23 protein-coding genes and 1 pseudogene are annotated in these 22,159 nt (G+C 66.6%); 7 read left to right on the top strand and 17 right to left on the bottom strand.

What is annotated here, in order from left to right:
• Positions 1–59 precede the first annotated feature (59 nt).
• Positions 60–1,244, bottom strand: a complete 1,185-nt coding sequence (locus tag ID132_RS03585; protein ID WP_241209101.1) for a sensor histidine kinase — start codon at positions 1,242–1,244, stop codon at positions 60–62.
• Between the two features lie 180 nt (positions 1,245–1,424).
• On the opposite strand from ID132_RS03585, the gene phoU reads away from it, so the two are divergent.
• Positions 1,425–2,084 (top strand): phosphate signaling complex protein PhoU, encoded by a 660-nt coding sequence (phoU, locus tag ID132_RS03590; protein WP_125106444.1) that lies wholly within the window; start codon positions 1,425–1,427, stop codon positions 2,082–2,084.
• A 70-nt stretch (positions 2,085–2,154) separates the two neighbouring features.
• Here phoU and ID132_RS03595 read toward each other — a convergent pair whose 3' ends face one another.
• The 7 genes and pseudogenes from ID132_RS03595 to ID132_RS03625 all read right to left on the bottom strand — a co-directional run bounded on the left by ID132_RS03595 (position 2,155) and on the right by ID132_RS03625 (position 8,207).
• Positions 2,155–2,910: a phosphoglyceromutase gene (locus tag ID132_RS03595; RefSeq protein WP_125106445.1), complete on the bottom strand. Its 756-nt coding sequence runs from the start codon at positions 2,908–2,910 to the stop codon at positions 2,155–2,157.
• Positions 2,911–2,928: 18 nt separating this feature from the next.
• A complete protein-coding gene (locus ID132_RS03600) occupies positions 2,929–3,546 on the bottom strand; it encodes a response regulator transcription factor (protein WP_125106446.1) in 618 nt (205 codons plus the stop codon).
• Positions 3,543–4,640, bottom strand: a complete 1,098-nt coding sequence (locus ID132_RS14625; protein ID WP_193127865.1) for a sensor histidine kinase — start codon at positions 4,638–4,640, stop codon at positions 3,543–3,545. Before ID132_RS14625 ends, ID132_RS03600 begins: the two co-directional genes overlap by 4 nt.
• Positions 4,641–4,665: 25 nt before the next feature.
• Complete coding sequence (locus tag ID132_RS03610) at positions 4,666–5,493, bottom strand: ABC transporter permease (protein WP_235988277.1); 828 nt, start codon at positions 5,491–5,493, stop codon at positions 4,666–4,668.
• A 9-nt stretch (positions 5,494–5,502) separates the two neighbouring features.
• Complete coding sequence (locus ID132_RS03615; protein WP_193127866.1) at positions 5,503–6,435, bottom strand: ABC transporter ATP-binding protein; 933 nt, start codon at positions 6,433–6,435, stop codon at positions 5,503–5,505.
• Between the two features lie 89 nt (positions 6,436–6,524).
• Complete coding sequence (gene ygfZ, locus ID132_RS03620) at positions 6,525–7,586, bottom strand: CAF17-like 4Fe-4S cluster assembly/insertion protein YgfZ (protein ID WP_241209103.1); 1,062 nt, start codon at positions 7,584–7,586, stop codon at positions 6,525–6,527.
• Positions 7,583–8,207, bottom strand: a pseudogene (locus tag ID132_RS03625) (heme-binding beta-barrel domain-containing protein). Before ID132_RS03625 ends, ygfZ begins: the two are co-directional and overlap by 4 nt.
• Positions 8,208–8,443: 236 nt before the next feature.
• Here ID132_RS03625 and ID132_RS03630 point away from each other — a divergent pair.
• The 4 genes from ID132_RS03630 to ID132_RS03645 all read left to right on the top strand — a co-directional run bounded on the left by ID132_RS03630 (position 8,444) and on the right by ID132_RS03645 (position 12,433).
• Positions 8,444–9,025: a hypothetical protein gene (locus ID132_RS03630; protein WP_125106451.1), complete on the top strand. Its 582-nt coding sequence runs from the start codon at positions 8,444–8,446 to the stop codon at positions 9,023–9,025.
• 92 nt (positions 9,026–9,117) lie between these two features.
• A complete protein-coding gene (locus ID132_RS03635) occupies positions 9,118–9,816 on the top strand; it encodes a hypothetical protein (RefSeq protein WP_211198243.1) in 699 nt (232 codons plus the stop codon).
• A 272-nt stretch (positions 9,817–10,088) separates the two neighbouring features.
• Complete coding sequence (locus ID132_RS03640) at positions 10,089–10,343, top strand: hypothetical protein (RefSeq protein ID WP_125106453.1); 255 nt, start codon at positions 10,089–10,091, stop codon at positions 10,341–10,343.
• A 29-nt stretch (positions 10,344–10,372) separates the two neighbouring features.
• Complete coding sequence (locus tag ID132_RS03645) at positions 10,373–12,433, top strand: M3 family metallopeptidase (protein ID WP_193127867.1); 2,061 nt, start codon at positions 10,373–10,375, stop codon at positions 12,431–12,433.
• A 251-nt stretch (positions 12,434–12,684) separates the two neighbouring features.
• Here the strand turns inward: ID132_RS03645 and ID132_RS03650 are convergent, their stop codons facing one another.
• The 6 genes from ID132_RS03650 to clpX form a co-directional block, all read right to left on the bottom strand.
• Positions 12,685–13,167 (bottom strand): hypothetical protein, encoded by a 483-nt coding sequence (locus ID132_RS03650; protein WP_193127868.1) that lies wholly within the window; start codon positions 13,165–13,167, stop codon positions 12,685–12,687.
• A gap of 72 nt (positions 13,168–13,239) precedes the next feature.
• The gene (locus ID132_RS03655) at positions 13,240–13,854 is read right to left on the bottom strand and encodes a hypothetical protein (protein WP_193127869.1); all 615 of its coding nucleotides are present in this window, start codon (positions 13,852–13,854) and stop codon (positions 13,240–13,242) included.
• Positions 13,855–13,883: 29 nt separating this feature from the next.
• A complete protein-coding gene (locus ID132_RS03660) occupies positions 13,884–14,513 on the bottom strand; it encodes a hypothetical protein (protein ID WP_125106457.1) in 630 nt (209 codons plus the stop codon).
• Positions 14,514–14,555: 42 nt separating this feature from the next.
• Positions 14,556–14,999: a hypothetical protein gene (locus ID132_RS03665; RefSeq protein ID WP_193127870.1), complete on the bottom strand. Its 444-nt coding sequence runs from the start codon at positions 14,997–14,999 to the stop codon at positions 14,556–14,558.
• 356 nt (positions 15,000–15,355) lie between these two features.
• The gene (locus tag ID132_RS03670) at positions 15,356–15,994 is read right to left on the bottom strand and encodes a hypothetical protein (protein ID WP_125106459.1); all 639 of its coding nucleotides are present in this window, start codon (positions 15,992–15,994) and stop codon (positions 15,356–15,358) included.
• Between the two features lie 86 nt (positions 15,995–16,080).
• Entirely contained in the window at positions 16,081–17,370 is a 1,290-nt protein-coding gene (clpX, locus tag ID132_RS03675) for an ATP-dependent Clp protease ATP-binding subunit ClpX (protein ID WP_193127871.1), read from the bottom strand.
• Positions 17,371–17,914: 544 nt separating this feature from the next.
• Between clpX and ID132_RS03680 the strand changes: the two genes are divergently transcribed.
• Both ID132_RS03680 and ID132_RS03685 read left to right on the top strand, forming a co-directional pair.
• On the top strand, positions 17,915–18,790 hold the full coding sequence (locus ID132_RS03680) for a DUF1684 domain-containing protein (protein WP_193127872.1): 876 nt from the start codon (positions 17,915–17,917) through the stop codon (positions 18,788–18,790).
• Positions 18,791–18,861: 71 nt separating this feature from the next.
• The gene (locus ID132_RS03685) at positions 18,862–19,101 is read left to right on the top strand and encodes a hypothetical protein (RefSeq protein ID WP_193127873.1); all 240 of its coding nucleotides are present in this window, start codon (positions 18,862–18,864) and stop codon (positions 19,099–19,101) included.
• Between the two features lie 47 nt (positions 19,102–19,148).
• On the opposite strand, the gene ID132_RS03690 is transcribed toward ID132_RS03685, so the two are convergent.
• From ID132_RS03690 to tig, 3 genes are all read right to left on the bottom strand, one after another.
• On the bottom strand, positions 19,149–19,775 hold the full coding sequence (locus ID132_RS03690; protein ID WP_193127904.1) for an ATP-dependent Clp protease proteolytic subunit: 627 nt from the start codon (positions 19,773–19,775) through the stop codon (positions 19,149–19,151).
• Positions 19,776–19,836: 61 nt separating this feature from the next.
• Entirely contained in the window at positions 19,837–20,454 is a 618-nt protein-coding gene (locus ID132_RS03695; protein WP_125107407.1) for an ATP-dependent Clp protease proteolytic subunit, read from the bottom strand.
• Positions 20,455–20,620: 166 nt separating this feature from the next.
• On the bottom strand, positions 20,621–21,988 hold the full coding sequence (tig, locus tag ID132_RS03700; protein ID WP_193127874.1) for a trigger factor: 1,368 nt from the start codon (positions 21,986–21,988) through the stop codon (positions 20,621–20,623).
• Between the last annotated feature and the right edge of the window lie 171 nt (positions 21,989–22,159).

Genomic DNA, 22,159 nt, shown 5'->3' on the forward strand with positions numbered 1-22,159 from the left:
ATTGTGCATACGGCGGGGAAACGTTTCGTGAACCTGCAGGCGTGCTGCATGTTCGGGTGTTAAGACGTGACCTTGTTGGGCAAGCGGATGCTCTCGGTCGTCTCGTCGCGGCCTGAGCGGCGCGCATCCGCCGCTTGCAGGCGCACCGTGAACGTCGAGCCCGAACCGAGCTTCGACCACACACGAATCTCACCGCCGTGGTTTTCGATGATGTGCCGCACGATGCTGAGACCGAGCCCGGTGCCGCCGGTGTTGCGTGAACGCGCGGCGTCGACGCGGTAGAACCGCTCGAAGATGCGTTTCTGGTCGTCCTCCGAGATGCCGATTCCACGGTCGGCCACCGAGACCTCGATGACGTCGCCGAGTCGGCGCGCGCCGATGCCGATATGCGAGCCGACCGGCGAGTACGTGATCGCATTCGTGATGAGGTTCTGGAAGCACATGAGCAACAGTCGCTCGTCGCCCCACACGACGAGCCCCTCGGTGATCTTCGCGTGCACCCGAATGTCTTTGCGCTCGGCGTTGACGCGCGCGAGCTCGATGGCCTGTTCGACGATGTCGGACACCTCGACGTCGTCGGCCTCTTCGAGCGTGTCCATCGCCTGCAGCCTCGAGAGGTCGATGAGTTCGCGTGTGAGGCGCGCGAGCCGTTCCGCTTCGAGCAGCATGCGGTCCGAGAAGTACTGCACCTGGTCGTGATCGTCGGCGGCCTCCTTCACCGCTTCAGCGAGGAGCGTGACCGCGCCGATCGGCGTCTTGAGTTCGTGTGACACGTTCGCGACGAAGTCGCGCCGCGTGGCCTCGACGCGCAGCGACTCGGTGATGTCGGTGGCGAGAATCAGCACATAGCGGGGCTCGAGCAGTGCCGCGCGGACGCGATAGGTCAGTTCGACCGAGCCGAACGGGCCGCGAGGCACCCGCACGACTTCTTCGACGGCGTTGCCGGTCTGCCAGGCCCGCGACGCGATGTCGTGAATGTCGGTCGTCAGCCGGCCAGGTCGCGAGACGAGGCCCGAAGTGTAGGCGTTGTCCGAGGCCCGAACGACGTTGTGCGAGGGGTCGGCGACGATCGCGGTCTGCGGCAGCGCCCGCAGCACCTCCTCAACACCTTGGGGCACGTGCGGGTTCCGCAGCGCGGCGACCTCAGCCCGATTTCGTCGCGCGAGAAAGACCACCGAGGTGCCGACGATGCCGATGACAACGCCCGTCAGGATCGCGAGGAAGAAAATCAAGCCGGGACTCACAACGCTTAAGCATAGGAGCCGTCGGTTGTCACTGCCCTGGGTTCGGCAATCACCGGTTTGGCGCGTGCTGTTCACCGCCACGTCACCGGCAGCCACTAGCGTGGAGAACCAAACCCGAGTTCATCGGCCCTTCTTTTTGGCATAAGCCCACTAAGTTCCACTTCCATCGAAGGACAGATCATGCGTGAAATTTTCCAGCAGGAGCTCGCCCAGGTGCAGGGCGGCCTCGTCAACGTTGCCAACCACGTGCAGTCGGCCATGACTCGTGCCCTCGCCTCGTTCGCGCACTCCGACGTCGCCGTGGCTGACGAGGTCATCGGTGATGACCTCAAGATCGACGAGCAGACGGCTCAGCTTGACGACCTCACTCTCGAGATCCTGCTCATGCAAGCGCCGGTCGCGAACGACCTTCGCTTCATCGTCTCGACGATGCGCATGAGTGGGTCGCTCGAGCGCATGGGCGACCTCGCCGCGCACATCGCGCAGCTCGCCCGCATGCGCTACCCCGAGGAGTCGGGCGCCTCGCAGGTGCGTCAGCACCTCCTCGAAATGGGTGCGCTCGACGTTGCGCAGGCCGAGCGTCTCGTGCGACTCTTCGAGAGCGAAGAGCCCCGCCTCATCGACGAGATCGTTGCGGCTGACGACGAAATCGACGCGAGGCACAAGCAGGTGCTCGACACCCTCGGCGAGCTCGAGCAGGACGGCAATCAGGAGGCCTCGCCGACCCAGGTCGTCGACGCGACCCTCGCGAACCGCTACCTCGAGCGCTTCTCCGACCACGCCGTGTCGATTGCGAAGCGCATCCGCTACCAGCAGGAGGGCACCGAGCAGGAAGCCTAGTCCCGCTCGACACCGCAACGAAGAACGGCCCGTCTCCAAGCGGAGACGGGCCGTTCTCTACTGGCGATCGCTACTTCTGGGCGCCCTGGTTTGCGACGGCTGCGGCACCCGCGGCAGCTGCCTCTGGGTCGAGGTAGGAGGCCGGGGCGACGGGCTGCAGCGTCTCGGGGTCGAGCTGGTAGACGAGCGGAATGCCCGTGGGGATGTTCAGCCCGGCGATCTCGTCGTCCGAGATACCGTCGAGGTGCTTCACGAGCGCGCGCAGCGAGTTACCGTGCGCTGCGACGAGTACGGTCTTGCCAGCCTTGAGGTCGCCGGAGATGTCGGACTCCCAGAAGGGCAGGAGTCGCTCGAGCACGTCCTTGAGGCACTCGGTGCGCGGCGCGTCGTCGCCGAGGGAGGCGTAGCGGCGGTCGCCGATCTGCGAGAACTCGTTGTCGTCGGCGATGGCGGGCGGCGGCGTGTCATACGAGCGGCGCCAGGTCATGAACTGCTCCTCGCCGAACTCGTCACGCACCTGCGCCTTGTTCTTGCCCTGCAGCGCGCCGTAGTGACGTTCGTTGAGGCGCCAGTCGCGCTTCACCGGAATCCAGTTGAACCCGGCCTCCTTCAGCGCAATGTTCGCGGTCTCGATGGCGCGCGTAAGCAGTGAGGTGTAGAGGATGTCGGGTGCGAGCTCGGCGTCGCGGATCAGCTCGCCGGCGCGCTTGGCCTCCGCGCGACCCTGCTCCGTGAGGTCGACGTCGACCCAACCGGTGAAGAGATTCTTTTCGTTCCAGTCACTCTGACCGTGGCGGACGAGGATGAGCGTGAGCGGTGCGTTCATGACTTCAGCGTAGCGAGGTCACGTGTCCAATAACCATCCGCGATCCCGAGCAATCCGCGCGGCCTCGGCACGGTTGCCGGCGCCGGTCTTGCCGATGGCCGCCGAGAGGTGATTTCGCACGGTGCCTGCCGAAAGATGCACCCGCGCGGCAACCTCGCGCACGCTCGCCCCGTCGGCCGCGGCGGCGAGCACCTCGGCCTCACGCGGGCTGAACGGGCTCTCCCCCACACCCATCGACTCGGCCGCGAGCACGGGGTCGACGACGCGGCGCCCCGCGGCGACCTCGCGGATCGTCTTCGCAAGTTGCTCGGCCGGAGTGTCCTTCACAACGAAGCCCCGTGCCCCCGCGGCCATGGCGCGGCGAAGGTAGCCCGGGCGGCCGAACGTCGTGACGATGAGGGCGCGGCACGCCGAGCCCGAGTTCGTGAGCTCGGCCGCGACGTCGATGCCGTTGCGTCCGGGCATCTCGATGTCGAGCAGGGCCACGTCGACGTCGTGCTCCTCCACGAGCTGCGCAACTTCGTCGCCTCGGCCGGTCTGCGCGACGATCTCGAGATCCTCCTCGAGCCCGAGCAGCGCCGCGAGGGCACCCCGAATCAGGTCCTGGTCGTCGGCAATAAGGATGCGGATGCTCATGACTCGTACTCCACGATGAGTTGGGTGCCGGGGCGCTCGAGCGCCGCGTTCGTGGGTCGCAGGCGCAGGGTGGCCCCAGCATCCTCGATGCGGCGACGCAGCCCGGTCAGCCCGTGGCCCTCCTCTGCGCAGATGCCGCGGCCGTCGTCGGCGACCTCGAGGCGGTCCGGCTCGAGGGTGATCGTCACGTTCGCGGCCTGCGCGTGGCGCACGACGTTCGTGGTGCCCTCTCGCAGGGCCCAGGCGAACAGGGCGCGGCGCGGCGCGGGCACCCGCTCGCTCGCGCCGCGCACCTCGACGTGAACCTCGGCGGCCTCGAGCACCTCGCGCGCCGCGGCGAGCTGCGACGCCAGGTCGGGCGTGCTCATGCGCCCCACGACACCACGCACCTCCTCGAGCGAACGCTGCGTGAGCTGCAAGAGCTCTTCGAGCTCGGCCTCGGCGCGGTCCGGTTCGGTGCGCAGAAAGCGACGCGCCACCTGTGCCTTGAGCGACACCGCCGTGAGCGAGTGGCCGAGCAGGTCGTGCACATCGCGCGAGATCTCCTCGCGTTCACGTGCCGTCGCGAGCTCGGTCGCGAGCGACTCCTCGCGCGCCGCGCGCTCGTTGAAGAAGCGGAAGAAACAGATGAACAGGAGCGCCATGGTGGGGCCGATCCAGACGCTCGCCATATCGGGGCCGAGGAAGAGCCAGATGAATCCCATCGACACGAACCACCACACGGCGGCCGCGAACATCGCGAGGCCCATCGGCAGTGCCCACATCCACAGCGCCGCGAGGAAGGGCATCATCGCGGTCGCGTTCGGGCCGAGCGAGGGCACCGTGACGGCGATGCAGCCGAGCAGCAGCACCGTGCCGATGCTCGCCGACCCAAGGTTGGGGCGAGCACCGGCAACGATCGACGGCATGTCGCGGGCGATCATGCAGCGGAAGACCACGACGTAGATCACGGCGAACGCGGCAATGGCGAGGTAGGCCCCGCCATCCCACCACACACCGGCGTCGGAATAGAGCGCGACGAACAGCACCGGGAGGAGTAGGAAGACCAGCCACACCCCGGCGTAGAGATCTTCGTATCGCAGGATTCGCTTCACAGTGCCATCAGCCTAGAGGCTTGAGTTAGCGGCGGCTGGTGCCACGGCGCGCCCCGAGTACGGCTAGCCCGGCGAAAATGAGGCCCCACACCACGACGTTGGCGATCGGCTGCCAGAGCTCGTACTGCGTGAGGTTGTCGGAGCTGAACACGGTGCCCTCCTGCAGCGGCCACAGGGCGAGCTGCATGACCCCCCAGACCGGGGTGAAGGGCGAGAGGTCGAAGAGGAACCCCGACAGCGGCATGAACGCATTGCCGAGGAACATGAAGATCACGATCATGCCGCTCGCGGCGCCCACCGCCGTCTCGCTGCGGAACAGCGTGCCGATCGCGAGCCCGTAGAGCGAGAACACGACAGCCGGCACGAGCACAAGCACGCCACACGCGACCCAGATCCAACCGTCGAGGCGGGCCGTGGTCAGGGCACCGGCGAGGAAGATGACGCCGACCGGCAGCAGCGCGAGCACCATCGCCACGATCGTCTTCGAGACGAGGAAGTGCGTGCCGCGGAACGGGGTGATGCCGAGCTGGCGGCCCCAGCCCTGCTGCAGCTCAATCGCAGCCGAGCCGGCCAGCCCTGCGGTGGCGGTGATCGCACCGTACGACGCGAACGACACCATGATCGACGCCGACACGTTGCCGTTGCCGTTCGGGAGTTCGGTCGTCGAATACTCCTGCATGGCGCCGAAGATGAAGAAGAGCATGAGCGGCAGGCCGACCATGAACACGAGGTTCGAAACCTGGCGGAGCTGACGCACGAGCTCGATGCGCACATACGTACCGATCATGTTGGTGCCAGATACCTTGACGCTGTTGCGGGGTGTGGCGGCGGGGGCGGTGGCAGTTGCAGACATCTCTGGCTCCTACTTGGTCGTGGCTGGCGTGCGGTCGGTCGAGGTGAGCGCGCTGAAGGCGTCGTCGAGGCTGGCCGCGACGATTTCGAGGTCGGATGCGGCGGTCTCGGTGAGGAGGTAGCGCGCGGTCGCGTCGGCGTCGCCCGACTCGAAGGTGACGCGCTCGCCAGTGCGGCGAAGGACCCGCTCGGCGCCCGCGACCCGCGCGAGCTCCTCGTCGCGCGCATCCGCCCACCTGGCCGACACGTGCTTGCGGCCCGCGAGGGCGCGGATTTCGGAGACGCTGCCGTCGGCGACGATCTCGCCGCCCGCCATCATGACGATGCGCTGGGCGAACTCGTCGGCCTCCTGCAGGTAGTGCGTCGCGAAGATGATCGTGCGGCCCTCGAGCGCCTCTTTGCGCATGGTGCCCCAGAACTCGCGGCGGGCGTTGACGTCCATGCCCGCGGTCGGCTCGTCGAGAATGAGCAGTTCGGGCTCCGAGAGCAGCGAGAGCGCGAAGCGCAGCCGCTGCTGCTCGCCGCCGGAGCACTTCGAGACCATGCGATTCGCGAGCCGTTCGAGGCCGGTGCGACGCATCACCTCGTCCACGTCGAGGTGGTGGCGGTACGTGCTCGCGATGAGCTTCACGGTCTCGCCGACCTTGAGGNGCAGCAGGCCGCCGGTCTGCAGCACGGCCGAGATGCGGCCGCCTGCGACCGCGTGCTCGGCGGTGTCACCAAGCACACGCACCTCGCCCGAGGTGGGCGGGGTGAGGCCCAGCACCATGTCGAGCGTCGTGGTCTTGCCGGCGCCGTTCGCGCCGAGAAGCGCGACGATCTCGCCGCGTTGAATGGAGAGGTCGATGCCTCGGACGGCGCGGACCGTTTCGGTGCCTACACGGAAGGATTTCGTGACGCCCGTGAGTTGCAGTGCGGTGCCGGAGCTGCGTTCGGTGTTCATGCCACCAGCATGCGTCGCAGGCCAACGCCCAGGCTCGCTGAAGCGTCACGACTTCGCCGTGACATTCGTCACAGCGTGCGCGGGCTTGGTTAGCGGCCGCGGAAGGCGCTGAGGTCGACCGTGCTGCCGGCGCCCTGTGGCACGATCACTGTCTGTGCCGCCGCGATGCGCGCGTCGTCGCCGTCGGCCACCTCGAGCTGGGCGGCCACATCAGTGCCACGCTTCACGATCGCGAGCGCGATGGGACCGTCTTCGAAGTGGTTCGCACACGACGTCACGCGGCCGACGGGCTTGTCGTTGCCGGGCACGTACACGAGCGCGCCCGGCTGGGCGATGGTGCCGTCGAGGTCGAGCTGCACGAGACGCCGCGGCGGATGCCCGAGGTTGTGCACCTTCGCGACCGTCTCCTGCCCGCGGTAGCAGCCCTTCGTCAGGTGCACGGCGCTGCGCAGCAGGTCGAGCTCGTGCGGCAGCACGCGGTCGTCAAACTCGCGGCCCTCGCGCGGTCGCCACGCGGCGATGCGCAGGGCTTCAAGCGCGTCGACGCCCGCAACCTGTTCGGCCTGCGCGGCGGCGCGGTAGGCGTCGGCCTCGAGCAGGTGCAACTGCAGGGTGTAGGCGGTGCCGGGGTGGTTGCCGGTGGCGGCGTAGGTCACGCCACCGATCGCCCCCTGCGCCCAGGGATCGCGCCACACGAGGGTGGCGCCAAGGTCACGGTCGGCCAGGGTTCCGACGGGGAAGATGTCGTCGCTGCGGTCGAGCACCTCGACGCGCATCATGAACCGCATCTTCGTGAACCACGCCGCGAGGTCGGTGGCCGCGGCAGCCTCGGTGATGAGCCAGGCGCTGCTGCCGTCGTCGAGCATCCCAAACTCGTGCTCGATGCGACCCTGCACCGAGAGGAGCAGGTCGTCGGCACTCACGCCATCGGCGAGGTTGACGACGTCCTGGCTCGTGAGCGAGTTGATCCAGGTGAGTCGGTCGGCGCCGCGCACCTCGACGACGCCGAGGTGGCCGAGGTCGACGATGGCCTCGCCAGCCGCGAGCGCGCGCTGCTCGGGCAGCGGCTGGCCGTAGTGCGCCGCGACGCCCACGTCGGGGCCGGACTCGACGGCGACCGCGCCGGGGCGGTCGAGGAAGGGGGAAGTCACGATTCGTCCGATTCGTTCGAAACTCGGTTGAGCTGGCCGGATGCGTGGGTCGCGAGCTCCTGCCCGAGGGCCGCGATGTCCCATGCCCAGAACAGCATGTTGTTGACGAGCCCGTACATGCGCGTCGCGGACTCGTACGCGTGCGCGCCCTCGGCGAGCTGCACTGAGCTCGTCGCAAGGTCGATGCGCGGGCCGGCGATGGTGCCGGTGTAGATCTCGGTGAGGCCGGTCGGATGCGCCAGCGTCACCTCGAGGTCGAAGCCGCCCGTTGCGTTGCGCAGCGCCTCGACGTCATCAACACCCTGAACGGGTGCAACTCCGGAGGGCGGCAGAATGCCCGGACCGACGTCGCCGTCGGTGCGCGGGCGCGNCGAGCCGCCAGTATCCGGACTCCGCGGTGAGCGGCGTCTCGTCGCCCGACTCGTCGTCAAGCAACCACAGCTGCGAGCGATACTCGAGGAACGGCAGCTCGCGGTGGGTGAATTCGAGTTGCTGGCGGAACGCGTGCTCGCGGAGCTGCCCGTCGACCGAGTATTCGATCATGCCGGTGCCCTCCCAGGTGCCAATCACCCAGGCCAGCGGAACCAGTTCGGGTTGCAGCCCGACCGGAATCTCGATCATGTGGTTTAGCTCTGGCCCTTGAAGAGGCGGCGGAGCACGACGACGCTGACGCCCAGGATGCCGATAACCGCAGCGCTGAGCAGACCCAGGAAGAGAATCTCGAAGAACATTTCCATGGCCCTAGCCTATCCGGTGTTTCGCCCGCCGCGCGACGATCGCGCGCCTGTGGATAAGTCGGATACGCGATTGCCAAAGTTTCGTACCCTCAGCGGGTTGCTTCATTTTGAGGAGGGCGGATGCGCACACCAGGTTCACGCAGCGAAGGCCGGCACGCCATCGCGTTGGTCGCGGCCGCAGCGCTGCTCGCGCTGAGCGGATGCGCCGGCAGCGGCGACGCGGCCCCGACCGGCTCCGCCTCGGCAACAACCTCGGGGGCTGACCCGACGCCCGCGCCTACCGAGCTCACCGAGTCGGAGGCCCTCGACATCGCGGTTGCGACCTACGAGGAGTTTCTTTCGGTTGAGGGTGCGGTGTTCGACAGCGGCGGCGAGTCGATCGATGAAATGAAGAATCTGGTCACAGACAACATGGCTGAGTACGTCGTCGGGCTCGAGGAGTCGGCCAGCCAAGATGATTACACCGCCGCTGGAACCATCAAGGTACGAGCTGCCGAATTGCAGTCACTTGACGACGACAGCATCCACTTTTATGCGTGCCTCGACTTTTCCGAGTCGAGCTTGACCGACAGCGCTGGACAGCCCGTCGGCGGTGATCGCGCGTCTGCGTTCGAAGCCAAAGAAGTCTACTTAGTCCGGAGCGGTGATTCGTTCCTAATCGACAAGGCTGCGCATTGGGACAACGACTCATTCTGCGCGTAGCACTACTATCGGTCGTCACAGTCTGGGCCGCGACTCTGCTGACGCCAGCCGGTGCGATGGCAAATGACTGCGCGAATGCAACCAGTTGGGACATGCAATGTAGTTCCGACGGGGCGTCGGTGGATGTTTCGATCGACTATTCACAGGGCGGCGGGGGCTCGGGCGGGTCGGGAGGCGGCTCCGGTGGTGGCGGCTCTGGTGGCTCGGGTGGTGGCACGTCATACGTGCCGGACGGTCCGTGCGTGAACGGCACCGCCGAGGAGCGTTGCCTGGACGGCCTCGACTTCGGCGACCCTGCCCCGGTCGACACCAACACATCGGGCCCGGCGCCGCTGCCCGACGTCATCCAGGTCACCGATCTCGCGAACGTCGCCCCGTCGCAGGCACAGCTCTTCATGGAGCCGAATGGCTGGGCGATCCTCGGCCAGCCGGTGAACTTCTGGACCACCGCATCCACCCACTCGGTCGGCGCGACCGTGCTCGGGCACCAGGTCACTGTCACCTTCACGCCCGTCTCGACCACGTATGACTACGGCGACGGCACCTCGCAGACGCTCGAGACGCCCGGCTCGTCGTGGGCCGATCAGGGGCTCCCCGAACTCAGCGACACCCACACGAGCCACCGCTATAACAGCCAGGACGCCGTCACCGTCGTCGCAACGATCAACTATTCGGCCACGGTCACCGCCGACGGCCGCACGATCACGGTCAACGGAACTGTCCAGAACCTCACCGGCACGCTCGCATTCGACCTCTACGAGTCCGACACGTACCTCTCCGCGAACCCGTAACGGCGCACCACCCGGTCGGCGCAGGAAATGAGTGAACCGGGTGGCGGCGTTCCCCCTGAACACCACCACCCGGCGATTCCCTCCCCAGGGTCCCGGCAAGAAATACCGGGAGTGCCACGCAGAGCGCGGCACAAATTCAATCTAAGAGGAACACCGTCCAGACACCATCACCCGCTTCGCCTATCCTCATGTACAACTCACTGATGACTTCTGCGACGCAGGCCAAGTTGTCACCCGAGCACGTTCGTTTTCGTCGCCGAATCGGAGGCAGCATGCAGATCGGCACCCGCTGGTCGGTCGGTTCGCCCGCGCCGAGCAGCATCCCGGCCCCCGTGGCCGAGGCCTGCTCGAAGCTCGAGGCGGACGGCGACTTCGCCGGCGACTGGACCCTCACCTGGCTCGAGGGGCGCGCGATCGCGACCCACACATCCGGGCTCCGCGTGCTCGAACGCGAGGATGGCACCGCCGCCACACTCGCGGCCGGCGAGACCGAGCTCGACCTCGACGACGACGACTGGCTCGGTTAACCCAGACGGCGACACGTAGGGTGAGGCGCATGACTGCTGCGCTGTCGTCCGAGAATCCGTTCGCCGCCCCTTCCCCGCTCCCCTACGAACTTCCCGACTTTGAGCGCATTTTGCCCGAGCACTTCGCTCCGGCAATCGAGCAGGGTTTCCGCGACCGCGAGGCCGCGATCGACGCCATCGCGAGCAACCCCGAGCCCGCCACCTTCGCGAACACGCTCGAGGCGCTCGAGGCTTCGGGCCAACTACTCTGGCGCGTGGGTTCGGTGCTGTTCGCCCTCGCGTCGTCCGACGCCACACCCGAGATCGAGGCGCTCGAAGAGGAGTACGCCCCCAAGTTCGCCGCACACGAAGACCGAATTCACCTGAACAGCGCGCTCTCCGAGCGCGTGCGGTCAATCTACGAGCAGCGCGACGCGCTTGGGCTGCGCGACGACCAGCTCAAGCTGGTCGAGGACTACGAGCTGCGATTCCGCCTCGCCGGCGCCACCCTCGGCGATGCCGACAAGGAGCGTCTCGCGGAGCTCAACCAGCGCGAGGCCCGCCTGCAGTCGCAGTTCGTGCGACAGCTGCTCGCCGACACGAACGAGCTCGCGGTCGTCGTCGACGACGAGTCCGAGCTCGACGGCCTCGACCCGGCCGACAAGGCCTCGGCGCTCGAGGCCGCGACCGCGGCCGGGCTCGAGGGCAAGTACCGCATCACGTTGACGCTGCCGGTCGGGCACGCTTGGCTCGCGAAGCTCACCAACCGGGCCCTGCGCGAGCGCATCTACCGTGCCTCGCGCAGCCGAGGTGCGCGCGACAACGGCAACAATAACTCGGCGATTGTGCGCGAGCTGCTGCAGCTACGGGCCGAGAAGGCGCCCCTGCTCGGCTTCGACACCTACGCCGACCTCCGGCTCGCCGACTCGACCGCAGGGTCGAAGGATGCGGTGAACGAGCGCCTCGCGCGTCTCGGACGCGCTGTAGCCCCGAGCGTCGAGCGCGAGCAGGCGAAGCTCCAGGAACTCGCTGGCGACACCCCGATCGAGCCGTGGGACTGGGCGTTCTACGCCGAACAGGTGCGCGAGCGCGACTTTGACGTTGACGAGACCGCCCTGCGCCCGTACTTCGAGGCCGGTCGGGTGCTCGAGCAGGGGGTGTTCCGGGCCGCCAACCTGCTCTACGGCATCACGTTCAGTGAACGCGAGGACCTCGTGGCGCACCACCCCGACGCGCGCGTCTTCGAGGTGTTCGACGAAGATGGCAGCGGCCTCGGGCTCTACATCGTCGATCTCTACGCCCGCGACGTGAAGCGCGGCGGCGCCTGGATGTCGACCTACCTGCAGCAGAACGAGCTGTTCGGGCACAAGACCGTCGTGTTCAACATCCTCAACGTCACGAAGCCGCCGGCGGGTGCGCCGACGCTGCTCACCTTCGACGAGGTCGAAACGCTCTTCCACGAGTTCGGCCACGCGCTGCACGGGCTGCTCGCCCACACGGTATACCCGGCGCAGTCGGGCACCGAGGTGAAGCGCGACTTCGTCGAGTTCCCGAGCCAGGTCAATGAGTCGTGGCTGCTCCACCCCGAGATCCTGCCCGGGTACGCCCAGCATTACGAGACGGGCGAGGCGCTGCCGGAAGCGGTCGCGGCCAAGCTTCGGGCCGCCGCGACCTTCAACCAGGGTTTCCTCACCGCCGAGAACGTGGCCGCGAGCACCCTCGACCAGGCGCTCCACCAGCTCTCGCCCGACGAGGCCGCGAATGTCAGCGACCTGGCCGAGTTCGAGCAGCGCGTGCTCGCCGACGCGGGGCTCGACTTCACCGCGGTACCCCCTCGATACTCGATCACATACTTCCAGCACATCTTCGGCGGCGGCTACGCGGCCTCGTACTACGGCTACCTCTGGTCGGAGGTGTTCGACGCGGCCTCGGTCGACGTGTTCGAACGCTCCGACGACCTGGCGGCCACCGGTCGCCGTTTCCGCGAGGCCGTTTTGCAACCGGGTGGTTCGCGCGACGAACTCACGATGGTGCGTGACTTCCTCGGCGAGGAGCCGAGCATCGCACCGCTGCTGCGTCGCCGGGCGCTGCTCGAGGGTGAGGACGTCTAGTCCCAGACATCGCGGGTGAGCGGAAGCGCAACATCGATCGCGGTCTCGTGGTCGTAGTCGAGGTGCTGGAACGCTTGCCCCAACGGGAATGCCGACGTACGGCTCGTTCGCAACTGCTGGGTCGATATCGGCGCCCGTGCCGCCCGCGTTGCTCGAGGTCGCGCATCCGGTCGTGATGAGCAGGCGTGCGGACGCCGCTGCGGCGTTCCTTCAGCGTTGCCTGTCGTCTCGCATTGCAGTTCTGCTGACTGCTAGCCCTGCGAGTCGCAGGTCAATCGGATCTCGTAGTTAAGCGGAGTCGCGTAGTCGAAGTCGGAGTACTGGAAGGCCTGACCCGAGACACGCACGCCATTGCCTTCGAACACGACCTTCCCCGGGTCGACATTCGAGGGCATGTTCGACTTCTCGGCTGACGAATACCAGAGGAAATTGTCGTACGACGTACTGCTCGGGGTGGCCTGCAGCTGCTGAACCGTGCCGTCGGTGTCGATACGAATGGCAATGTATGGTTCCTCAGCTGAGTTCACGTTGCCGTAGGCGTAGACCGCGTAGTACTCGTTCGGCTGGCAGTCGACATCCCAGTCCATCCCGCTCAGGTCGGGCCCACCGTCCCAGGTCACAACCTCGCCCCACGCCGAGGTGAAGTCGACACCGACCTGGTACCAGTTGCCGTCGGCAGGGTCGATGTCGGCCTTCGCGCTGCTCTGTGGCGCGCAGCCGGCGGTCAACAGCATGACCGCACTGACCGCCGCGACCGTGCCTACCCCATTGCCAAGCTTGCCTCGCATGCCGTACCCCCGTCTTCGCTAGTCCGTGGTGTCGCAGGTGAGCGTGACGTCGTAGCTGACGGGCGTGGCGTAGTCGAAATCGTCGTACTCGTACGTCTGGCCGGTGATCGTCACCTTGCCATCCTTGAAGTCGGGCCCCGACGTTTCGAGGGCAGTCGATTCACCCTCGTGCTCGTTGACCCAGTACCAGTACCGCACTGTCGAGGTACCGTCGTCAGGCGCGTACTCGAAGCGCTCGAACTTCCCCTCGCCATCGACGAGCACGAAGATGTACCCGCCGTCGTCGTTCGACGCGGTAACGCGGTAGGTGCCGGTCGCGTCGGGCGAGCAGGTGACCTGCCACGAGGTTCCCGTCACGTCTTCGCCGTCAAGCTTGATGCTGTCAGCGCCGTCGCTATCGCCACTTCCGCCGCCCGAGGTGCTGCTCGGCGTCGGATCGGGCTCGGTCGTCGGCGTCGGCGTCGGGTCGGGCTCGTCATTACCGGGCAGCGCAAACGGGAGGTTACTTCCGTCGGACTCCGGGCGTTCGGGCTCGGGATCGCTGCCACCAGGCTGCGAGCACGCCATCAGTGCCATGAGGGCCGCCGAAATCGCGCCGACGGACGTCAGCGCGCGTCGCGTTCGTGAAGTCACTGGCCCTCCCAAGTACCTCGTTGTGTCGACTAGAGCTTCGAGTCGCAGGTGAGCTTGATCTCGAACTGCGCGAGGTTCGAGGTGTCGTAGTCGAGGAACGCCTCGCCGCTCACCTCAAAGTCCATGCCCTCGAATGACACCTTGGGCGGGTCGCTCTCAGACAGATCGCTCGAGTAATAGAGCGAGGGACCTTCCACCGGCATCACCATGACGTAATCGACATTGCCGTCGCTGTCGAGCGAAACGCTGACGCTGTTGTAGTCGGCGGAGTAGTCATCGCCCTCGATGTCGCTCGCCATGAGGTAGTCATCCATGCACGTGACCGTCCAGTTCGAGTCCGACAGGTCGACGTCGCCGTACTTCACGACCGAGGTGCCGTCGCCACCGCCAGAGCCACCCGAACTGCCCGAATCGCTGCCCGAGCCAGAGTCGCTACTCGAGCCCGAGTCGCTGCCGGTGGTCTCGGTGGGCCCGGTGTCGGGCGTCGTGCTGCCGCCGCCGCTTGCCGTCAGATTGAAGGGCATGTTGCTGCCGTCCGACTCCGGTCGGTTCGCGTCGGCCTCGGGCGAATCGGTGTTCGAGGTCGAGCAGCCGACGAGCAGCGTCATCGCGGCCAGCGCGGCGATGGCACCGCTCGCGTGTCGCAGGTTCGCTCGCATTGCGTGCACCTCTCCTAGGAATCTCTTCAGGTTACTTGTTGGTTAGAACGACGAGTCACACACGAGCGTGATCTCGAAGTCCTCGTACTCCGTGAACTCGTAGTCGACCGTACCGGTTCCGCTCGCCTGCATTTCAACGCCCGGAGTGTAGCTCGCGGTGGCGGCAAGCTCCGGGTAACCGGTGACACCGTCCGAGTAGTAGAGCGAGTAGTTGGTGTCGGAGTCGATCATGACGTAATCGACCGAGCCGTCGGCGTTGAGCGAGACCGAGACGCTGTGGTAGTCGTCGCCATCCTGCCCATCAAAGACGTAGCCATTGGCGTAGTCGTCGGTGCACGAGACGTCCCAGTCCTTGTCAGAGAGGTCGACGTCGCCGTACTTGACGACGTTGCCGCTGCTCGAACCGCCCGAACCACCGGAGTTGCCCGAGCCGCCAGTGTCGGTCGTGGCCTCCGGGGCGTCCTGAGTTGCGTCGGGACCGTCCAACGTGGGCGGCGGTTCGATGGGCGACGGGGTGCCCTCCGGTTCGGTCGTGGCCGAATCCTCACCCCAGGAAAACGGTGGGGCGGGGCGCGTCGAGCCCGCCTCATTACTGCTCGACGAATCGTTGTCGCCCGCTTCGGGAGAACTGGAAGGCGCGCAGGCCGTGAGGCCGAGAACGGCCATCGGGATCATCGCGGCAGCAAACAAACTTTGCAGAAGTCGGTCGTTCCGAGGCACGATGACGTCCTTTCAGGGGGTAACTCGTGGCAGTGATTGCCACGAAAGCCAAGTTACCGACTCGTCGTTCTTGTGTCGTCGGCCTGTGGGCGGAGGCGACCGCCAACCATCGGCGTCGGCAGCTATGCCGATGCGCAGGTTACCGAAAACGAATAGATCGTATCGGCATTCGTGCCGGCGGCGTCGGGGCCGAACTCGAGACCACGCCCGGTCGACGACAGCGTCGATGATTCGACGTCGAGCGAGCCACTGCCCTCACCTGCGCCGGGGTTCACCGTGAGGCCGGTGTTCGTGTGCGAGCTGCCGCCGGCTTCGCCCGACGACAGCATGAGCGAACTCAGCGAGGTGGGCGACGAACCGAGCAACACCAGCGTGAGGTGCAGGTCGCCGTCGGTTGCCGACGCGATGATCGTCGGGTTCGCGTCGAGGCCAGAGCAGGAGACACGCCAATCGAGGTCGCTGTAGTCTTCGTCGCCCACCTCGAGAGTGGTGAGTTCGGATGCGCGCGGTCCGTCGTCGGCCGACTGCGTCGGCACGACTACCTCGGAGCCGTCGGTTGGCGCGGGCGCGGCCTCACCACCAAACTCGCTCGTGTTCATCGGCGGCTCGGTGTTCGGCTCGTCGCGCGTCTGAGCCGACGGCGACGCCGAGCTACTCGAGGTGCCGCCTGTCTCGGTGCAGCCAACGAGCAGCGGGCCCACGGCACACAGCGCCGCCGCCCCCAGCAGGGCGGTGGCTACGGAACGCTGGCGAAGCGGCATGAGTGGAGCTCCAGGCGGATTGCCGAACAGGTGCGACAAATTCTACCTGGCCGCTCTGTCGCTGCGCGCGCCCCGCGTCGTGCCGGCTACGCCGACTTCTCGTTCGGAACGGCCTTTGGCGGCTTCGGCACGATGGTCGGCGCCGCGTTCTTGCGCACGACATCGGCCGCGATCTCGACAGCGCCGACGTCTTCACGCGAAGGAATATCGAACATGATCGGCCCGAGCACCTCTTCGAGGATCGCGCGCAGGCCGCGCGCGCCGGTCTTACGCTCGACCGCGAGCGTCGCGATCTCGCTCAGCGCCTCTTCGGTGAACTCAAGCTCGACGTCGTCGATCTCGAACATGCGCTTGTACTGGCGCACGAGCGCGTTGCGGGGCTCGGTGAGGATGCGCACGAGCGCGTCCTCGTCGAGCGGTTCGACGGTCGTGAGCACCGGGAGTCGGCCGATGAACTCGGGGATGAGCCCGAACTTGTGGAGATCTTCCGGTTGCACGTCAGAGAAGACGTCCTCGGTGATGTGCGGCGTGTGCAGGGGCGAGCCGAAGCCGATGCCCTTCTTACCAGCGCGCGACGAGATGATGTCTTCAAGCCCAGCGAACGCGCCGGCACAGATGAACAGCACGTTCGTGGTGTCGAGCTCGATGAACTCTTGCTGCGGGTGCTTGCGGCCTCCCTGCGGTGGCACCGAGGCGGTCGTGCCCTCGAGAATCTTGAGCAGGGCCTGCTGCACGCCCTCGCCCGAAACGTCGCGCGTGATCGAAGGATTCTCGGCTTTGCGTGCAATCTTGTCGATCTCGTCGATGTAGACGATGCCGGTCTCGGCACGCTTCACGTCGTAGTCGGCCGCCTGCAGCAGCTTGAGCAGGATGTTCTCGACGTCCTCGCCCACGTAGCCGGCCTCGGTCAGCGAGGTCGCGTCGGCGACCGCGAACGGCACGTTGAGGCGGCGCGCGAGCGACTGCGCCAGATAGGTCTTACCGGTGCCCGTGGGGCCGATGAGCAAAATGTTCGACTTCGCGATCTCGACGTGCTCGTCGGACTGCTGCTCGTCGACCGCAGCGATCTCGCTGCGCGAACGGATGCGCTTGTAGTGGTTGTAGACCGCCACCGACAAGGCGCGCTTCGCGGCTTCCTGACCAACGACGTACTGCTGCAGGAACTCGAAGATGTCGCGCGGCTTCGGCAGCTCGAGCTCCGAGACCTCCTCGCCAACTTCTTCGCTCATCCGCTCGCGGATGATCTCGTTGCACAGTTCAACGCATTCGTCGCAGATATAGACGCCAGGGCCAGCAATGAGCTGCTTGACCTGCTTCTGGCTTTTTCCGCAGAACGAACACTTGAGCAGGTCGCTGCTCTCACCGATTCGTGCCATGAGTTCCTCCCAACGCGGTGCGACCCAGCCTAACGCGACCACCCGACAATGCCGAGAGCGACGCACGCCAGGTTACGTTCGCCTACCGCGAGCAAACTGCGCCGAAGCACCTGGACGTACGTGGATGGGTCGAGGCCGAGCCTGCGCCCAAGATCGCGGTGCCCGCCCACTGCAAGCCAGCGATGCCGAGCAGCATGCTGCTTTGGATGCTCGTTCCCTGCGATGTTCCACCCTGTCCGGTGCCGGTGGTACGGGCCACGGTGACCGCCCGACGTAAGCCAATACGAGAGCTGCCCCGTCTAATTCGGGAAGTCGACGAAGTCGCTCGGGAACGAGCCCCAGTACGCCTGGTTGACAGAGCTCTTGGCCGCCGACTGCGTCGCCATCGCGCGAAGCGGAGTGGCGCCCGCACGTGTTACCGAGCGTGACGCATCGTGACGTCGGGCGCTCGCCGGGTGCGAATTCCGGCGGCCGCCCGGCGCATACTGGCCCTAGTTCCGGCCGCTGCACACCCACCCGCGGCCGACGAGGCAGGAGCACGACGATGACGCAGACCACGCCGACGGCACCGAGCGACGAGACGGCCTTCGCGAACGACTGGCGCGAGTGGCGCGCGAGCCGCGAGCAGCACCTGCGCGACCCGAAGGGCTTCCTCGCAATCACGAGCCTGCTCTGGCTCGGCGAGGACCCCATCTCGGCGTCGGATGCGCCCGGCGCCTGGACCTCAATCGACGACGTCGTGCGGGTCTCCCTCGCCGAGGGCGAGTGGCTCGACCTCGACGGCGAGCGGATCACCGGTGAGTACGAGTTCGCCCCGATTCCCGAGCGCCGCGGCGTGCTCGTGCGCTTCGATGGCGGCTGGATCGAGGTCGCCAAGCGTGGCGGCTTCGACATCATCCGCCCACGCCGCGACGACGCGAGCTTCCTCGACACCTACACCCAGACCCCGGCCTTCGAGCCCGACGCGCAATGGCGCCTCGACGCGACCTTCCTGCCATTCGACGAGCCCCGGCCCGTCACGGTGGACGGTGCCGTCGATACGATTCAGCACGTCTTCGACTCCCCCGGAGAGCTCGAGTTCACCGTCGATGGCGAGACGCACCGCCTGCTCGCGTTCCCGGGCCGCGACGACGGCTTGCTCGTGCTGTTCAAGGATGCGACGAGCGGCGTGACCACCTACGGTGCGCTGCGCTCGCTCGCAGTGGGCGCACCCGACGCCGACGGCCACACCCAGCTCGACTTCAACCGCGCGAGCAACCTGCCCTGCGCCTACACCGACCTGGCGACCTGCCCACTGCCGCCCGCCGAGAACCGCCTCGACTTTGCGGTCGAGGCCGGCGAGCGGACACCGCTCGAGCGCAACCACGCCGCACCGACTGAGATCGGCCTCGAACTCGTCGACGCCGCTCCCGCCACCTAGCACTAGCGCACTCGGCACCGGGTGCCGGCCGCCTGACGTTCGACGCCTGCCTCGGCGCGGGCGTCGCCACGGTGCTCGATTCCTCCGTCATTGCCTTCGTCGCGCCGGTGGCGCCGGCATCATCAGCGCGCATGGCCGCCGCGAACTGGGGCGCCGCGATCTACCTGCGGCACGGCGCGACGGCGGTCGCGGCCGGCCCGGCGTCGCAGGTGCTCAGCATCTCCGGGTGGCCTCGCCCTCGCGCTGACCGCGTGCCTCGCGCGGCCACCTTGAAAGCAACGATCGCCCCACTGTCGCGGGCGCTGAGGTAGCGCCGAGACAGTGAGACGATCGTGAGTGCGGTTGCCGCGGTGTCGAACTAGTCGACGATGACCGGCTGCGCGCCCTTGCGGCTCGTCAGCACCTGGTCAATGAGACCGTACTCGAGGGCCTCGTGCGCCGAAAGGATCTTGTCGCGCTCGATGTCGCTCGAGATCGACTCCTGGTCTTTGCCCGAGTGCTTCGAGAGCGCCTCTTCGAGCCACTTGCGCATGCGCAGCACCTCGTTGGCCTGAATCTCGATGTCGGAGGCCTGGCCCTGGCCCTGGCCGCTCACGGCGGGCTGGTGGATGAGCACGCGCGCGTTCGGCAGCGCGAGGCGCTTGCCCGGCTGGCCGGCGGCAAGCAGCACGGCGGCGGCCGAGGCGGCCTGGCCGAGGCAGACGGTCTGCACCTCGGGGCGGATGTACTGCATCGTGTCGTAGATCGCGGTCATGGCCGTGAACGAACCACCGGGCGAGTTGATGTACATCGTGATGTCGCGGTCAGGGTCCTGCGACTCGAGCACGAGCAGCTGGGCCATGACGTCATCGGCCGAGGCGTCGTCGATCTGCACGCCGAGGAACACGATGCGGTCCTCGAAGAGCTTCGCGTACGGGTCCTGGCGCTTGAAGCCGTAGGCCGTGCGCTCCTCGAAGTTCGGCAGGATGTAGCGCGAGCTCGGCATGTTGTCGGCTGCGCCGGATGCGGGGTAATTGAACACTTTGGTAGTCCTTCTTCCTTCGCGCCTAGTTCTCGTCGCCCGGCTTCGAGGCTTCACCCGGGTCGCTCGAGATGCGACGGTCAGTGCCGCCACCGCCGACGACCGAGGTGGCCGTCTCGGAGATGTGGTCGACGAAGCCGTACTCGAGGGCCTCTTCTGCGGTGAACCAGCGGTCGCGGTCACCGTCTTCGTTGATCTGTTCGACGGTCTTGCCGGTGCGCTTCGCCGTGATCTCGGCGAGGCGCTGCTTCATGTCAAGAATCAGCTGCGCCTGGCGCTGGATGTCTGACGAGGTGCCGCCGAAGCCGCCGAGCGGCTGGTGCAGCAGCACACGGGTGTTCGGGGTGATGTAGCGCTTACCCTCGGCACCCGCGGTCAGCAGCAGCTGACCCATCGACGCGGCCATACCCAGGCCGACCGTGACGACGTCATTCGGCACGAGCTGCATGGTGTCGTAGATCGCCATGCCCGCGGTGACCGAGCCACCGGGCGAGTTGATGTAGAGGTAGATGTCGCGCTCCGGGTCTTCCGCCGAAAGCAGCAGCATCTTTGCGCAAATTTCGTTCGCGTTGTCGTCTCGAACGTCTTCGCCCAACCAGATGATGCGGTCCTTCAGGAGTCGGTCGAAGACACTATTCGGCATTTGCAGTTCAGCCACGGATGCTTCTCCTTCGTAGGTCTCTTGGAAAACCTAGCCGAGGGGACCTTGAGGATTCGCACCTGTTCGCCGTGGGCGTGGACGAGCATCCGCAGCCGGAAACGACGGCGCCGGGCCGGTCACAATGACCGACCCGGCGCACGCGTGCGAACTACTTGCTCTCGTCAGCAGCCTCGACGGTTTCGACCTCGGCGTCAGCCTCGGTTTCGGTTTCAGCCTCGGCCTGCTTCTCGCGGGCCTGCTTCACGACGGCGGTGTACTCCGAGATGTCGACCGCGTTGCCGGCGGTGTCAACGACCTCGGCGTCCTCGAGCACGTAGAGGATCGCCTTCGAGCGGGCAACCTCGCCGATGATCTGCGGCATCTGGTTGTTCTGCTGAAGCACCTCGACGTACTGCTGCGGGGCCATGCCGTACTGCGACGCCTGCTGGAACAGGAACTCGGTGAACTCGTTCTGCTCAACCTCGACCGACTCGGCCTTGATGATCTCGTCGAGAATCACCTGCTGCTGGAACGACTTCTGGGCCGACTCGCGCACCTCTTCGCCGTGCTTGTCGTCGGGCTGGAGACCCTCGGACTCGAGGTGGCGGGCCACCTCTTCCTCGATCATCTGCTCGGGAACAGGCACCTCCGTCGACTCGATGAGCGCGTCGATGGCCTTCGCGCGGGCTTGCTCGACCTGGGCGAAGGTCTTCTTCTTCGCGGCCTGCTCGCGCAGGTCGTCGCGCAGCTCGTCGACGGTGTCGAACTCGCTCGCAAGTTGAGCAAAGTCGTCGTCCACCTCGGGGAGCTCGCGCTCCTTGACGGAAGTCACGGTCACCGAGATCTCGGCGGTCTCGCCGGCGTGGTCGCCGCCGAGGAGGGTCGAGTTGAAGGTGGTGTCCTCACCGGCGGTGAGGGTGAGCAGCGCCTCGTCGGTGCCCTCGAGCAGCTCGCCCGAGCCAACCTCGTGCGACAGGCCGGTGGCCTCGTCGACGATCTCGTCGTCGATCTTCGCGACGAGGTCGATGATGGCGAAGTCGCCGTTCTCGATCGGGCGGTCAACGGTCTTCAGGGTGCCGAATCGCTCGCGCAGAGTGGTGAGCTCTGCCTCGACGTCCTCGTCGGTAACCTCAGCGGCGTCGACCTCGATCTTGAGGCCCTTGTACTCGCCGAGCTCAACCTCGGGGCGCACGTCGACCTCAACGGTGACGATGAGGTCGCCCGAGAAGTCCTTGAGGTCGGGGGTCTCGGTGACGTCGGCCTCGGGGCGACCGAGCGGCAGCAGACCCGACTCGTTGAGCGCGCGCTGGTAGAAGGTGTCGAGACCATCGTTGATCGCCTGGTCGACGACGACCTCGCGTCCGACGCGCTGGTCGATGATCTGGTTCGGCACCTTGCCCTTGCGGAAGCCGGGAATCTGAACCTGGTTCGCGATGGCCCGGTATGCCCCGTCAAGGTAAGGCTTGAAGTCCTCCGGCGTCACGTTGATCGTGAGCTTGGCATGGGTCGGGTTGATCTTGTCGACCGTGGTCTTCACGTGCGAATTCTCCTGCGGATAGGTGGAGGCCGAACGAGCGGCCAGAGCATGGTGATGGCGCCGAACCCGAAGTCGAGTCACGTTGCGGCACACAAACAGCGTCTAATACTACGCGCCGCAGGTGAAACTGCCCGAATTTTCCTTTTCTGCCGGAAAAGGCGAATGCGGTGG

The organism is Gulosibacter sediminis (genome assembly GCF_014904065.1).
Lineage (GTDB): Bacteria > Actinomycetota > Actinomycetes > Actinomycetales > Microbacteriaceae > Gulosibacter > Gulosibacter sediminis.